The 14,939-nt window shown below is 33.4% G+C and carries 15 protein-coding genes and 1 pseudogene; 1 reads left to right on the top strand and 15 read right to left on the bottom strand.

Annotated elements, in window-relative coordinates; translation table 11 throughout:
* Positions 1-33 precede the first annotated feature (33 nt).
* From spoIVB to dnaX, 8 genes are all read right to left on the bottom strand, one after another.
* The gene (gene spoIVB / locus PCY70_RS07915; protein WP_305766928.1) at positions 34-1,332 is read right to left on the bottom strand and encodes a SpoIVB peptidase; all 1,299 of its coding nucleotides are present in this window, start codon (positions 1,330-1,332) and stop codon (positions 34-36) included.
* A 174-nt stretch (positions 1,333-1,506) separates the two neighbouring features.
* On the bottom strand, positions 1,507-1,965 hold the full coding sequence (gene argR, locus PCY70_RS07910; RefSeq protein ID WP_010166210.1) for an arginine repressor: 459 nt from the start codon (positions 1,963-1,965) through the stop codon (positions 1,507-1,509).
* Positions 1,937-2,776: an NAD(+)/NADH kinase gene (locus PCY70_RS07905; protein WP_010166208.1), complete on the bottom strand. Its 840-nt coding sequence runs from the start codon at positions 2,774-2,776 to the stop codon at positions 1,937-1,939. The genes argR and PCY70_RS07905 overlap by 29 nt, the downstream gene beginning before the upstream one ends.
* Before the next feature lie 2 nt (positions 2,777-2,778).
* Positions 2,779-3,585, bottom strand: coding sequence for a TlyA family RNA methyltransferase (locus PCY70_RS07900; RefSeq protein ID WP_305766927.1), 807 nt, complete (start codon positions 3,583-3,585; stop codon positions 2,779-2,781).
* Positions 3,586-3,588: 3 nt separating this feature from the next.
* Positions 3,589-5,442: a 1-deoxy-D-xylulose-5-phosphate synthase gene (gene dxs, locus PCY70_RS07895; RefSeq protein WP_305766926.1), complete on the bottom strand. Its 1,854-nt coding sequence runs from the start codon at positions 5,440-5,442 to the stop codon at positions 3,589-3,591.
* Positions 5,443-5,545: 103 nt separating this feature from the next.
* The gene (gene recR / locus PCY70_RS07890) at positions 5,546-6,124 is read right to left on the bottom strand and encodes a recombination mediator RecR (RefSeq protein WP_044149223.1); all 579 of its coding nucleotides are present in this window, start codon (positions 6,122-6,124) and stop codon (positions 5,546-5,548) included.
* A 23-nt stretch (positions 6,125-6,147) separates the two neighbouring features.
* On the bottom strand, positions 6,148-6,489 hold the full coding sequence (locus PCY70_RS07885) for a YbaB/EbfC family nucleoid-associated protein (RefSeq protein WP_305766925.1): 342 nt from the start codon (positions 6,487-6,489) through the stop codon (positions 6,148-6,150).
* Between the two features lie 13 nt (positions 6,490-6,502).
* Positions 6,503-8,071: a DNA polymerase III subunit gamma/tau gene (gene dnaX / locus PCY70_RS07880; RefSeq protein ID WP_305766924.1), complete on the bottom strand. Its 1,569-nt coding sequence runs from the start codon at positions 8,069-8,071 to the stop codon at positions 6,503-6,505.
* Between the two features lie 151 nt (positions 8,072-8,222).
* On the opposite strand from dnaX, the gene PCY70_RS07875 reads away from it, so the two are divergent.
* A complete protein-coding gene (locus tag PCY70_RS07875; RefSeq protein WP_305766923.1) occupies positions 8,223-8,771 on the top strand; it encodes an NADH peroxidase in 549 nt (182 codons plus the stop codon).
* A 32-nt stretch (positions 8,772-8,803) separates the two neighbouring features.
* On the opposite strand, the gene PCY70_RS07870 is transcribed toward PCY70_RS07875, so the two are convergent.
* The 7 genes and pseudogenes from PCY70_RS07870 to speD form a co-directional block, all read right to left on the bottom strand.
* Complete coding sequence (locus tag PCY70_RS07870) at positions 8,804-9,247, bottom strand: spore germination protein GerW family protein (RefSeq protein ID WP_010166195.1); 444 nt, start codon at positions 9,245-9,247, stop codon at positions 8,804-8,806.
* Complete coding sequence (locus PCY70_RS07865; RefSeq protein WP_305766922.1) at positions 9,234-10,421, bottom strand: hypothetical protein; 1,188 nt, start codon at positions 10,419-10,421, stop codon at positions 9,234-9,236. Before PCY70_RS07865 ends, PCY70_RS07870 begins: the two co-directional genes overlap by 14 nt.
* Positions 10,415-10,723 (bottom strand): hypothetical protein, encoded by a 309-nt coding sequence (locus tag PCY70_RS07860; RefSeq protein ID WP_010166190.1) that lies wholly within the window; start codon positions 10,721-10,723, stop codon positions 10,415-10,417. The genes PCY70_RS07865 and PCY70_RS07860 overlap by 7 nt, the downstream gene beginning before the upstream one ends.
* Positions 10,720-11,562: an agmatinase gene (speB, locus tag PCY70_RS07855; RefSeq protein ID WP_010166188.1), complete on the bottom strand. Its 843-nt coding sequence runs from the start codon at positions 11,560-11,562 to the stop codon at positions 10,720-10,722. The genes PCY70_RS07860 and speB overlap by 4 nt, the downstream gene beginning before the upstream one ends.
* Complete coding sequence (speE, locus tag PCY70_RS13820; protein ID WP_305768960.1) at positions 11,555-12,418, bottom strand: polyamine aminopropyltransferase; 864 nt, start codon at positions 12,416-12,418, stop codon at positions 11,555-11,557. The genes speB and speE overlap by 8 nt, the downstream gene beginning before the upstream one ends.
* 93 nt (positions 12,419-12,511) lie before the next feature.
* Positions 12,512-13,885: pseudogene (locus tag PCY70_RS13815) on the bottom strand (aminotransferase class I/II-fold pyridoxal phosphate-dependent enzyme); the annotation flags it as partial.
* The gene (gene speD, locus PCY70_RS07840; protein ID WP_010166184.1) at positions 13,875-14,705 is read right to left on the bottom strand and encodes an adenosylmethionine decarboxylase; all 831 of its coding nucleotides are present in this window, start codon (positions 14,703-14,705) and stop codon (positions 13,875-13,877) included. The gene speD and the pseudogene PCY70_RS13815, both read right to left, overlap by 11 nt.
* Positions 14,706-14,939: the final 234 nt, after the last annotated feature.

The raw sequence follows: 14,939 nt of genomic DNA, 5'->3' as shown, positions 1-14,939 counted from the left end.
TCATCCATTAATTACAACACTTTTTTATGCAATTTACTCAATATTTTCTGCTGTTTTTAGCATATTCTCTATAAAAATTCCATATCCTGTTGTTGGATCATTGACAAATACATGACTTATAGCTCCTATAATTTTATCATTTTGAATAATAGGAGACCCACTCATCCCTTGAATTATTCCTTTTGTAATATTTAACAATTCTTCATCAATAATTTTTACAATCATTCCTTTAGACGGTTCACTAATATGCTTTGCTATCTTTTGAATTTTTACATCATATGACCGCACTCCCTCTCCTGTTAAATCAGCCAAAATTACAGCCTCTCCTTCTTCTACTTCACTCGAAGTAGCTACTTGAACTGTTTCTTTGGTCACTTGTTCTATATCATTTTCATCCATAATTCCAAAAATTCCGCAATTAGTATTGTTAGCTACACTACCAAGACTTGCTGCATCAGCTGTATCAATTATTCCACTAATTTCACCTGGAACACCCGCTTCACCTTTTTTGATGCCATCTATTTCTGCTTCCATAATTTTTCCATGCGAAATAGGAATAATTTTTTCAAAATCGGTATCTGTTATGCCATGACCCAATGCACCAAAATTTCCCGTTTCTGGTTCAACATAAGTAAGTGTACCCAACCCCTGAACAGTATCTTTTATCCATATTCCTAATTTATAACTATCTTCTGCATTTGAATATTCAGGTACCACTTCTGTTTGAATATATTTATCTTCACGCATGATATCCAAAATTACAGGAGTATTAGAATTGGTTTCTATATATTTTTTAAAATCTTCTTTAGTATTTACTGGATTATTATTAATTGAAAGAATTCGATCACCTTTTTTAATCTTTCCTTTACAAGGATGTACTTGATTCCCATCAGATTCAAATTCACCAGTTCCAACAACACAAACTCCCACAGAATGTATTTCTATTCCTATTACATCTCCACCCGGAATCACTTCCATATGAGGACGAACCGAAACGATAACTGTTTTGATTGGAATAGATCCTAACAAATTTATTTTCAGTTTTGCGCTTCCTTCATCTGCAGCTTTTACTACTAAAGGATCATTCAAATTTATGTTTTTTATCCCCTCTAATACATTATTTATATTATCATCTAAAATTAAATTTTCATCTTGAGCTTTTATAGTAGCTTTGACTGGAATATTAAAATCTATACTATATTCCTGACCTACAACCATATTTATTTCATCTGGTAAATAATATTTTGCAATTACCGCTGGGCTTATTAATATCATAATACTTATAAGTGATAAAAAAATCAATAATATTTTTTTATGTTTATCCTCATACAAGTTTACACATCCTATTCTGTAATATACTAATACTTATAAAATTGCCTATTTAGGTAACATTTATACAGTTTTACAGATTATTCATAAGGTATTATTTTCATAAAAAAGAAATACAAGGAATTATTGAATTTTTTATCAATAAATCAAAAACATTACATTGTTTTTACATCATTTTTAAGTATTTAAAATTTTATTAAACTCTTTTATTATATAAGATGCTCTATCAATATCTTTTATAGCACAAAAAATTGTATCATCTCCTGCAATAGTACCAACTATATCTTTGTAATTAAATGTATCTATAGCCGATGCCACTGCTTGACTCATTCCTGGAAGCGTTTTTATAACTAAAATATTTTGTGCTATATCTATAGTCAAAAAACCTGCCTTAAACACTCGCACCACTTTTGCCGATATATTAATTTCTGCATTGTTTAATGCAATATATTTTTGTTTATCTATACTCATTGCAATTTTTGTCAACTTCAATTCTCTAATATCTCTAGAAATCGTAGCTTGTGTCACTCTTAATCCTGCTTTTTCAAGGTTTTCTACTAATTCTTCTTGTGTTTGAATGTTATATTCATTAATAAGATTTAAAATCTTAGATTGTCGTTCTTCTTTCTTCCCCATTGTTATCGTCCTTTTTAAATATTTTCTTACTTAGTACCTCAAAAAAATCTCTGTCAGAAAGCTTTAAAAGTTTTACTCTTTTTGAAGCCTTGCAAATTTCTATTGTATCATTTTTATTTATTGACATTTTAACAACTCCATCGATGCATAAACTCAATTCTTCTTGATCTGGTAATCTAATAGAAACCTCATCTTTATTAGTAAGAACAATACTTCTAGAATAAATTGTATGTGGACAAATTGGAGTTAAAATTATATTATCTGCTTCCGGAACAACAATAGGTCCTCCAGCAGATAAATTATAGGCTGTCGAACCTGTTGCAGTGGATATTAATATTCCATCTGCTGGATAAATATCAACCACTTTTTTGTTTACACTTATTTCAAATTCTGTTATTCTACTACTAAATGAACGGATTAAACTAGTTTCATTTAAAGCTAGATATTCATATTTCATTAAAGCATTAGTAACAGTAGTATTAAGCATCATTCGTTCTTCTATCTTGGCTTTAACTAGATTTTCTTTTGTCAACAGTTTATCTATTTCCGAAGCTTCTATATCTGCCAAAAAACCTAATCTTCCCAAATTTATTCCCAAAATAGGTATATCATAGAGAACTGCGTCTTGCGCTACTCGCAATATCGTTCCATCACCACCCACAACAATTAGCATATCTGCCCAACTACAGATCTCTCTATTATTACACTCCAATTCAAACTCAATATTTTCTCTTTTTAAAATTTCTGCTATTTGCAATGTAACTTTTAAATCCTTGTCTTTATCCAAATTAGTAGCTACCCCAATTTTCACATTTACAACTCCTCATGCGACAACTTTACAACTTTAGCAACTATGTCATTTTTATCCAATTTATCAACTTTATATTCATTTGACAAATATATTAAATACTCACGATTACCCTCTGGTCCTTTTATAGGCGAAAAATCTAATCCTACAACAGAAAAACCTATTTCAGTTACATAATTCCATATGTTTTCGATCACTCTTTGATGCACTATAGGATCTTTTACAACTCCGTGCTTCTTAACTTCTTCTCTTCCAGCTTCAAATTGAGGCTTTATTAATGCAACTATTTCTCCATCTTTTGCTAATAAATTTTTAGTTGGCTGCAAAATTTTTGTTAAAGAAATAAACGATACGTCAATCGAACTAAAATTAATTTGTTCTGATATTTCTTCCTGAGTTACATAACGCATATTAGTTTTTTCAAGCGAAATTACTTTTGGATTTTGGCGCAATGTCCATGCTAACTGCCCATATCCTACATCTACGGCATATACTTTAGCAGCCCCTTCTTGCAGCATACAATCTGTAAATCCACCTGTTGACGATCCAACATCTATACAAATTTTACCAGCTAAGCTGATGTTAAATTTTTGAATAGCTTTTTCTAGCTTAAATCCGCCTCTACTTACATATTTCATTTTTTGTCGTACTTCAATTTCAGCACTAACTTTTACTTTTAACCCAACTTTATCTTCTTTTTGCCCATCAACATATACAACTCCTGCCATAATATATGCTTGCGCCTTTTCACGCGAATCTGCTAAAGCTCTTTTCGTAATTAATACATCTAATCTTTCTTTTAATTCATTCATTTTTTAAGTTTCCTTGTTCATTTTATCATTTATTATTGCTACCATTTGTTTAGGCAACATATTATATTTTTTTAATAATTCATCTATCTTTCCATGTTCTATAACACCATCTTCATAGCCAAATTGAATATATTTTTTTGACACGTCATTAGCCACCAATGCTCTTATAATCAAGCTAGCAAATCCGCCTGTCAAAACATGATCTTCTATTGTCACAACAGTGCTATAACCTTTTACCAATTCAATTAAAACATCAACATTTAATGGCGTTATAACAGGAATCTCAACTAAACCTGCTATTATATTATGGTCGCTTTGCAATTCTTTACATACTTCCAATCCCCAAATAGTTGCTTTTCCTGTTGCCATAATTAAAATATCTTTACCTTTTATATGCACTACCGGACTTATATCCTGATTATAAATCACGGCACTCAATTCTGTTTCTTCTACATTTCCACGCGGATATCTTATCGCGACAGGTGTTTTTTTAACTAATGCATATTTTAATGCGCTTTTTATTTCACCTGGATATTTGGGTGACAAAATCGTCATGTTAGGAATATGCGAAAGATATGCTATATCAAATATTCCTTGATGCGTTTGCCCATCTTCTCCCACCAACCCAGCTCTATCAATTGCAAACACAACAGGTAAATTCTGCAATGCGCAATCATGTAAAATTTGATCATATGCCCTTTGCAAAAATGAAGAATATATTGCTACTACGGGCTTTATTCCCTCAATAGCCATGCCTGCGGCAAAAGTTACGGCATGCTGTTCGGCTATTGCTACATCAAAAAATCGTTTTGGAAATTTCTCACTAAATTTTTTCAGCCCCACGCCTTCTGTCATTGCAGCAGTTATGGCAACAATCTTATCATCGTCTTTGGCTATATCAACAATAGCGTCTCCAAAGGCATCTGAGAAAGTATATTCAGATTGAGCCCTAACTGAAGAAACCCCATGATACTTTTCTGGCTCCTTTTCTGCTAAATAATGCCCTTTTCCTTTTATAGTATTAACATGAATTAATATTGGACCATTAATTGTTTTTGCCTGCGAAAAAATTTTAATTAATCCTTCTACATTATGCCCATCAATCGGTCCAAAATATTTAAATCCCATCTGATCAAATATTGTTTCAGGAATCACCATGTTTTTTAAACTATCTTTAGTATATTTAATTGTTCCTTTTAATGAATCTCCAATTTTAGGAATTTTTTCTAAGCAACGTATCACTTTTATTTTTACATTTTGATACTTTTGATTTGCTCTAAGCGATGTAAGGTATTTACTTATGCCTCCAACATTTTTCGAAATACTCATCTCATTATCATTTAACACCACTATTAAGTTATTATTTGAACGCCCCGCATTGTTTAATGCTTCAAAAGCCATTCCTCCTGTTAAGGCCCCATCTCCTATCACTGCTATTACATTAAATTTTTCATTTTGTAAATCTCTTGCTGTTGCAATTCCCAATGCTGCAGAAATAGATGTCGAGCTATGCCCCGTTTCAAAAATATCATGTGGACTTTCTTGACGCTTTATAAATCCGCTTATTCCACCAAATTGCCTTAATGTTTTAAATTTTGTTTTTCTACTTGTCAAAATTTTGTGGGTATATGATTGATGCCCCACATCCCAGACTATTTTATCTTTTGGTGAATCAAAAACATAATGCAATGCTAGTGTCAACTCCACTACTCCCAAATTTGATGCCAGATGCCCTCCTGTTTTAGAAATAGATCTAATTAAAAATTGCCTGACCTCTTGCGAAAGAACTTCTAGCTGTTTTGTATCTAATTCTTTGATATCTGATACTTTTTTTATTTTTGATAAAATTTTAAACATAGTTCCTTCTTCCTTTTCCATTTATTAATTTTTTTTAGTATACTTTTTTTTTATTAATAAGGCAAGGGAATATAAATAAAAAAACGCCCACTAATAGGACGTTCTAAATTTCCATTCTACCCTGTAAGGCACGTGATAACGTTACTTCATCTACATACTCCAAATCTCCTCCAACTGGAACCCCATGTGCTATCCTAGTAGTTTTCACTCCAAGTGGTTTAGTGAGCTTACTAATATACATTGCTGTTGCTTCACCTTCTATATTTGGGTTAGTTGCTAATATTATCTCGTCTATTTTCTCGTTTTTTATTCTACTTAACAGTTCCTTAACCTTTATATCATTTGGTCCAACTCCCATAAGTGGTGAAATTGCTCCGTTTAATATGTGGTATACGCCTCGATATTCACCTGTTTTTTCATAGGCAGCCATATCTCGTGAATCCTCTACTACCATAATAAGATTCTTTTCTCGTCTATCATCTTTACAAATAGGACACAATACATCATCAGTCACGGTACAGCATTTTTCACAATAACGAATATTTTCCTTTGCTTCTACAATTGCTTTTGCCAACTGATCTACTTTATCTTTTGGCATAGAAATTATATAAAATGCCAGCCTACTTGCAGACTTTGTACCAATCCCCGGAAGCTTAGATAACTCTCCAATTAGCGAAAGCATCTTGCTTCCATAATAATTATTCACTAAAACAATCCTCCCATTCCTGGAGGCAGATTTCCACCAGTAATTTTAGCCATTTCTTTTTGAGATAATTCTTCCGCTTGTCTAAGCGCCTCATTAACAGCCGTCATAACTAGATCTTCTAAAGTTTCAATATCATCTGGATCTACTGCCTCTTCCTTGATTTTCACATTTCTTATTTCTTTATTAGCGCTCGCTACAACTTCTACGATGCCCCCTCCCACTGTTGCGGTTACAGTCAGATCCGCCAATTTTTCTTGTGCTTCTTCCATCTGCTTTTGCATCTTTTGTGCTTGCTTCATCAGTTGCCCCATATTAGGCATTCCAAAATTTTGTTTTGACATTTTATATTCCTCCCTATTTTACTGCTGTAATTGAGTAATTTACTCTATTTCCAATCATTGATAATATTTCTGCTGCTGAATCTTGCGAATATATTACTTCATCTATAGCTCTTATAGTATATTCTTTACCTGTCACTTCTATAATTTTATCCCTTATTTCTTTTAACACACCTTCAGCCAATGTGGATCTTTTATTAGCTGCATTATTTTGCGATGATCTATCTACTATTTGTATAACATCATGTTCTACATACATTTCTAGAGTGCCAGCCTCAAATAATGACCTCGTTAATGACCACAATTTCGCTAAAACTTTCTCCCATATTGGCAAGAAAGTTTGGTATTCTTCAGACGTTGCCTTTACTCTTTCAATTTCTGTTACTACAGCTTCCTCGGAAGCCTTCTCCACTACTTTAATGCCGTTTTTTTTTACTTCTTCCAATTGTTTTTCTATCGAAAGCATTCTATCAAGAACAGAATCTTTTGACAAATCAACCTCTGGTGTACATAATTTTATAACCGCCACTTCTAGTGTAATTCTCGGAAACGTCGAAGTTTTCATCTCCATATCTAATTCTGTAAAATTCTTAATATATCTAAATATAGTCTCTATTGCTAATTCATTTGCTTGCTGCGTTAATTCTCTAACGTGCTCTTGCGTATAATCTAATATTTCAGTTTTTTGCTCTGTTGTTTTTGCTATCAATAAATTTCTGGTATGCATAAGCAAATCTTTTGCAAACTGCTTAATATTTCTGCCTTGTTGATTAATCTCATTACAAACTGCTATAGCTTTTGCTGCATCCATTTCTATCACTGCATTCATCATTTCAAAAAGTAGAGCGTTATCAACAGCCCCAACAAGTTTTAACACTTTACTATGTGTGATTTTCTCATCTATATAAAAGGAAATACACTGTTCTAATATACTTAACGCGTCTCTCATTCCACCATCTGCTAATCGTGCAATCAGTTCTACTGCCTCTTTTTCTATCTCAATATTTTCACGTTGCATATAGTCTAATAAGCAATCACAGATATCACTTGTACTAATTCGTCTAAAATCAAATCGCTGGCATCTAGATAAAACTGTTGCAGGAATCTTTTGAGGATCTGTTGTTGCTAAAATAAATACAACATATGGCGGTGGCTCCTCTAATGTTTTTAGCATCGCATTAAAGGCTGCTGGCGAAAGCATATGAACTTCATCTATAATATATACTTTATATACTCCCACCGCAGGTGTATATAATACTTCCTCATTAATCTGGCGAATATCATCGACTCCATTATGAGATGCTGCATCCAACTCTATAATATTAACAAAAGCTCCCTCCGCGATCTCTTTGCAAACTACACATTTTTCACATGGTTTGCCGTCAACTGAATTTTTACAATTTATTGCTCGTGCAAAGATTTTAGCCGCTGTAGTTTTTCCTGTACCTCTACTACCAGTAAAAAGATAAGCATGAGCAATTCTATTTAATTTTATTTGATTCTTTAATGTTTTTGTAATATGCTCCTGCCCAACCATGTCCGAAAACTTTTGTGGACGGTACTTTCTATATAGTGTAAGATACATGCCTTTCCTTTCATTAATCTAAAAAAATCTATTGTTATTATATCAGCCTTATACTTTATATTATAGGCTACTTATAATAATTATAGTTGACTAACCCATCTCATAGATGCTATCGTAAATCTCATTAATTGACATTTATAGGAGGATCAAAATGGAAAAATTTATTTGTACTGTATGTGGCTATATTCACGAAGGAACTGAACCACCTAAGCAATGCCCTATTTGTAAAGCACCTGCTAGTAAGTTTAAAAAACAAGAAACAACTAATGGCCTTGTTTTTGCAGATGAACATGTTGTTGGTGTAGCTCAGGGGGTTGACCAACGAATCGTCGACGGTCTTCGTGCCAACTTCGAAGGTGAGTGTAGTGAAGTTGGAATGTATCTTGCCATGGCCAGAGTTGCTTATCGCGAAGGTTATCCAGAAATCGGAGTCTACTGGGAAAAAGCAGCTTTCGAAGAGGCCGAGCATGCCGCAAAGTTTGCCGAACTACTTGGCGAAGTTGTAACCGACTCTACCAAGAAAAATCTCGAAATGCGTGTTGCTGCCGAACATGGCGCCACTGCAGGTAAAAAAGAATTAGCAACTCTTGCGAAACAGCTTAATCTTGATGCGATTCATGATACTGTTCACGAAATGGCAAAAGATGAAGCTAGACACGGTAAAGCTTTCCAAGGTCTTCTACAAAGATTTTTTAGTTAGTCACCACACAAGCTCCTTTTTTCGGAGCTTTTTTAAAATATAAGTTCCTCATCTTCATCCACGTTATGTTCTACCGTTTGTTCTGTTTTCTTATTCACTTTTAATTTATTGAGTACATCCGGAATATTTGCTACAATTCCAGGCGCCATATCCAATAACTTACTAAGCCCATCTTGGTTTTTCAGACTAATCAACTGTGTCGTTCCATTTTGAATTACAAGCACAGCACTTGGAGAAATTTTTGCGCCCACACCTCCTGCATTTGCTCCCATCGGTCCATCAACATATCTTTCTTTTTCCTTATTTTTTTCCTTCAGTTTTGATGAGCTATTTCCTCCAATACCAAGCCCAAAACTTACATCTACTAACGGTACTAAAATTGTACTCTCTATATGGATTGGCTCTCCTACCACAGTTTTAGTCGTAATAAAATGTTCCAAATCTTTTAACAAACTTCCAATATTATTTTCTGTCATCATTTGATTCCTCTTTCTTCTCTGGTTTCATACTATCTAAAATCTCTTGCGTAAAAATTCTAAACGGTTTATACACTATAAGATTTAACATTATCAACATCAGTGTCGCAACATTAAATTGCCCCTTTATAAAAGCATCACCTTTAAGAACTTCATCACTAAAATTTCCATTAATTGTTCCATACGGAGCATAATAAGGATAAAACATAGCGCAAGCACCGATAATTTCTCCCGTTGTTGCTGCTGACTTTGCACCTACTTCCACTTCAAACTGAAATTTGTCTGGAGCTGTCGCTTTTATCGTTTTTTTCAATGCTGTTACAAATCTCGATACCGCATCGTGTCTATATTCACTATTTTTTATAGTACTAAAAACTTTTTTGTAATCAGTCTTTTCAGCATTGTCTTTAACTTTTTTCGCTTTAGCTTCTCTTTTGTCCCTACTCTCAGTATCATCAAATATAATACTAAAAGTAGAATTGAATTCTCTATCAAATTCCTCTGTTAAATTATAATTAAACACAATCTCAAACTCTTTTGTTAATGAAAAATCCATATTGCTTATAAACTCTTCATCTATTGCAAATACTTGCTGAAATTCCTTATCTAATTCACCAACTTGATACACACAATTCTCTACAGGCTTTGGCATTTCAACTTCAGTTTTAATTCCCTTTATAAAAGTCTTGTATTTTCCAGTATCTGCCATATTCACTTTAAGCGTTTTTTCAGATGACGCTACATCCGCTTTAGGCGTTTTTTCAGATGACGCTACATTCGCTTTAGATGTTTTTTCAGATGACGCTACATTCGCTTTAGGCGTTTTTCCAGATGACGCTACATTCGCTTTAAGCGTTTTTTCAGATTGTGTTTTCTCCACATTGTTCTTAGTTTTCTTTGCCTTTAAGTCAACACCAAATCTTTTATTTTTCTTCTTTTTTTCTTTCGATGATGGATACACTAATTTATTAAATACATAAGCTTCAAATAACACTTTTTTATTAATATATTCAAATTGTATTTTAATAAAGTTCCAAAGCATAAACTTAATCTTCAATAATAATTGTTCCCAATTTTCCATATAAATAACATACTTATTCGGCAAAAATAAAATTAATATTATCACAGTCAGCAGAATAAAAAGAATACTTCCCGTCAATTGTAAAATTACCATAAACTTCTTTCCTTCTCCTTTAACTGTTTCAAAGATACTGTTCCTTTATTATAGATCTCATCAATAATATTTACTAAATATTCTAATATAATTTTCTTACTTTTGGCTAACCCTATCAAATAACACTCATCATAACTCTCATTTAAAAATTTACCCTGAATTATTTCCAATGTTTGCACGTTATCTCTTGCTGTACACAAAAAATATAGTCCTTTTGGATAGCGTCCCTTTGATATATTCTTTCTCATTTTTCGCAAAAATTTAATTTTTTTCTGAATTTGTACTCGTGCCGATATTTTCATAACATAAGCAAAACTTCTCTTACAACTTTACACGCCACTGCTGTTGATACCCCACTTTGATCATAGTGCGGTGCAAGCTCCACAATATCAGCTCCAACAAAATCCAGACCTTTTAAACATAATAGACTTTCTAAAAATTCGTTAAAACTCACACCACCTGGCTCCGGTGTTCCTGTTCCTGCAAATATAGAAGGGTCTAATACATCTAAATCAATTGTAAGATAAATTTTCTTTCCTTTCAATTGAGGTAAAACTTCTTTAATCATAGAAGCATTAAATTTATTTAAATAAGTATGTCTCTTAGCAAACTCAAATTCTTCTTTTGTTCCAGAACGTATTCCAAATTGAAAAATTCGTTTATCTCCTAAAATATCCCATGCTCTCTTTATAACACTAGCATGAGAGAGTTTCTCACCCAAATATTCTTCTCTCAAGTCTGTGTGCGCATCAAAATGAACTATGCACATATCTGGATATTGCTCTGCTAACGCCTCAATTACTCCCAAACTTACTAAGTGTTCTCCACCTAACATTAATGTTTTTTTTCCAGATATGCTAGATGTAAATTTATTAATGTTTTGCAAAACTCGCTCTGGATTTCCAAACGGAAAATCCAAATCTCCCACATCTGCTATTCTTTTATCTTCCAAATCTTCGTCTTGATACGGTGAATATGTCTCTAACCCAAATGAATCTCCTCTTATAGCCATAGGCCCAAAACGCGCTCCCGGTTTAAATGATGTCGTTCCATCAAATGGTGCCCCAAATATTACAATCTCCGCATCTTCAACTTCAGCTTCACATGAAATAAATTTCGGCCCCTTTATCATATCAAACATTTGCAGTATCCTCTAACATTTCTATTACGTATGTTGGCAACATAAACGATCCCACGTGCAAATTCGTATTATAATATTTAGTTTTTAGCCCCAGACTATTCCACTTGTCTGCCTTTAGGTCTACAATAGGATCTAATTCCTTAGACGCAAATCCAAATAACCAATGTCCAGATGGATATGTCGGCATATGAAATTGATACACCTTTGCTATCGGAAATGTTTCGCGAATTTTCTTCGATGAACGACGCATCTCATGAGCATAGCTTTCATAGTACGGGCTCTCATGTTGATTAATTAATATACCATTTTTTGTCAAAATTCTCTTGCAGTTATTATAAAAAGCATATGTGAATAGCCCTTCTCCTGGTCCTATTGGATCTGTCGAGTCTACCAAAATTAAATCATAGCTATTATCTGCACATTCTTGAACAAATTTTAATCCATCTTCAAAATACATCTTGAGACGCACATCATTATCCAACTTACAAGCTGTTTGCTGCAAATATTTTTGGCATAAACGCACTACTCTTTCATCTATTTCTACCATATCTACTTTTTCCACACTGCTATATCTCAAAACTTCACGCGCTGTTCCTCCGTCTCCTCCGCCAATTATTAACACTTTCTTAACGTCGGGATTAACTGCCATAGGCACATGCACAATCATATCATGGTAAATAAACTCATCTTTTTCAGTTACCATCATAAGCCCATCTAATGTAAAAAACGTACCAAAGGTTTTACTTTTAAAAAAGTCTATTTCTTGAAATTCACTTTTCTCTGTATGAATATGTTCGCTTACCTGAATAGAAAACTTTGTATCGTTTTGATGATTTTCTGTATACCATAAATCCATAGAATTTTCCTCCAAATTTTTATCTATTATTAATATATTCTCTACAACTTCACTATCCTTCAAAATCATAACACTTTCTTGCATTAAGTACAGAAAATAGTCAATGAGCTTTCGATTAATCTTTTCTCCCGGAATAATTATTGGTATCCCTGGAGGGTAAATCATTACAACTTCTCCACATATTTGACCCACTGCCTGTCTTATGTCAACCTCTTTTTTGGCGTAATAGTACGCATCTCTTGGAGAAAGAATTGTTTTGGGAAACTCATTAAAGTGAATTGTATTTTTGCTCCCTTTATCTTTTTTATAGTATAACTCACTTATATTGGCAAGTGCAGTTACTAATTTATTTACTGTTTGTTCTGTATCTCCAAACGAAATAATTGCAAGGATCACAAATGGTTCTGCTAATTCAATTTGAATATTATACTTTTCTTTCAATAATGCATATACAAAAAATCCTGATACTGAAAGCTCTTTTACAGAAATAACCATTTTTAAATCATCGAAATCAAAGACTCCTTTTGCTTCAACATATTCTTCCCGCATTAGACAACTAAGTCCGTTCATCCTGTTTATTTCAGCTTTTGCCTTTGCAGCTATTTTATATAATGCATCTAGCCGCTCTTTTCCTTCTATCACAAGCATCCTTCTCGCTTCATCTATCGAACACATCAATAAGTATGATGCCGATGTCGTTTGCAATAAGTTAATTGCGCATCGCACTTTCTCTTTTGTAATTAATCCTGTATTTTGCAAAATTATAGAAGTTTGAGTGAGTGCTCCTCCCGTTTTATGCATACTCGTTGTTACAAGATCTGCTCCTAGCCTTGCTGGATTTACAGGTGTATATTCCGAAAATCCAAAATGCGCCCCATGTGCCATATCCACCAAAACCGCTATGCCTCGCTCATGACAAAATTTTATTATGCTTTTTAGGTTTGATGTTACACCAAAATATGTTGGGTGCAATACAAATACCGCTTTCACTGTCGGATTTAAATCCAACGCATGGGCTATCTTACTTAGTGTTACTCCATTTGATATCCCTAATTGTTCATCAATTTCAGAATCTATAAAAACTGGAATGCCTCCCGAGAGAATTAATGCGTTTATCGCAGATTTATGAACATTTCGAGGCAAAATTATTTTATCCCCAAATGATATCGCACTCATAATCATAGCTATTACACCACTGGTTGATCCGTTTACTAACATATATGCAAACTCGGCCCCATACGCATCTGCTAGCAAAACTTCTGCCTCTTTAATAATACTCTTTGGATTTGCCAGATTATCCACTGCTGGTGAAGAGTTTATGTCCATTTTTAATACCATTTCTCCCCACAAATCTGGTAAATGTGTTATGCCTTTTCCCATCTTATGCCCCGGAACATCAAAGCAGGTCGGCTCTGTTTGCACATAATCTAGTACCCCTCTAAGTAGGGGGGTTTTGTTATGATTCATCTATCTTGAACATGGCGTCTTTTACGTTGGTACCATAAAAAATTTCGTCCATTTCTCTCTTAACTTTTTTTGCTATTTCTCGACGCAGCCCCGGGTGTAGCTCTTCTTTTGTATAACCAAATAAATAATTATCTAAGTCAAATTCTTTAAGCTTGCATTTAGTATGAAAAATTTTATCTTGATAGATATTCACATCAATCATATTATACATATTAATCACATCATCTGGAATGTAGTTCTGTATCGAATTAATTTTGTGGTCAATAAACATCTTTTTGCCGGTGATATCTCTTGTGAATCCACGAATACGATAGTCTATCGTCATTATGTCTGCATCAAAACAGTGTATCAAATAATTAAGCGCTTTTAGGGGTGAAATCTCGCCACATGTAGATACATCAATATCTGCTCTAAATGTACTTATTCCTTCATGTGGATGGTATTCCGGATATGTGTGCACAGTTATATGACTTTTATCCAAATGAGCTGCTATTGCACCTGGGATTGGTCCCGGAGATGCTGTGTGTACCTGAATCTCTTGCTCTCTTGCATTTACAGGACCTTCTGATACTAAAATTGTCACACTTGCTCCTTGCGGTTCGTAGTCTTGTTTTGCAATATTTAAGACGTTAGCTCCTATAATTTCTGTCACCGTTGTCAATATATGTGTCAGTCTATCTGCATTATACTGTTCATCAATGTATTCAATATACGCGGTTCGGTCAGCTTCATTTTTTGTATAACAAATGTCATACATATTAAAACTTAAAGTTTTGGTTAGGTTATTAAATCCATGTAGTTTTAGCCTAGATGAACTCAATTTACAATACCCCCTTTTAATTAATATTAATATCATTATGATTATATTTTAATTCATCCACATAAGCAAGGGGTGAGCTAGTTCCACTTATAAAAGATATCAAAGTTTTTCCTTAACTTCTTTCCAACACTAATACCTCTATCGAAACTTTTGAAGCTCTTATTTTGTTATATTTTTTAAACCTTTTCATATTTCACTATTGAGTAAGCTTATATTTCTTTTGCTCACTAAATT

This window comes from Candidatus Epulonipiscium viviparus (assembly GCF_030708075.1).
Lineage (GTDB): Bacteria > Bacillota > Clostridia > Lachnospirales > Cellulosilyticaceae > Epulonipiscioides > Epulonipiscioides viviparus.
Note: the sequence above shows the minus strand (reverse complement) of the source record. Positions and strands in the feature narration are given on the sequence as shown.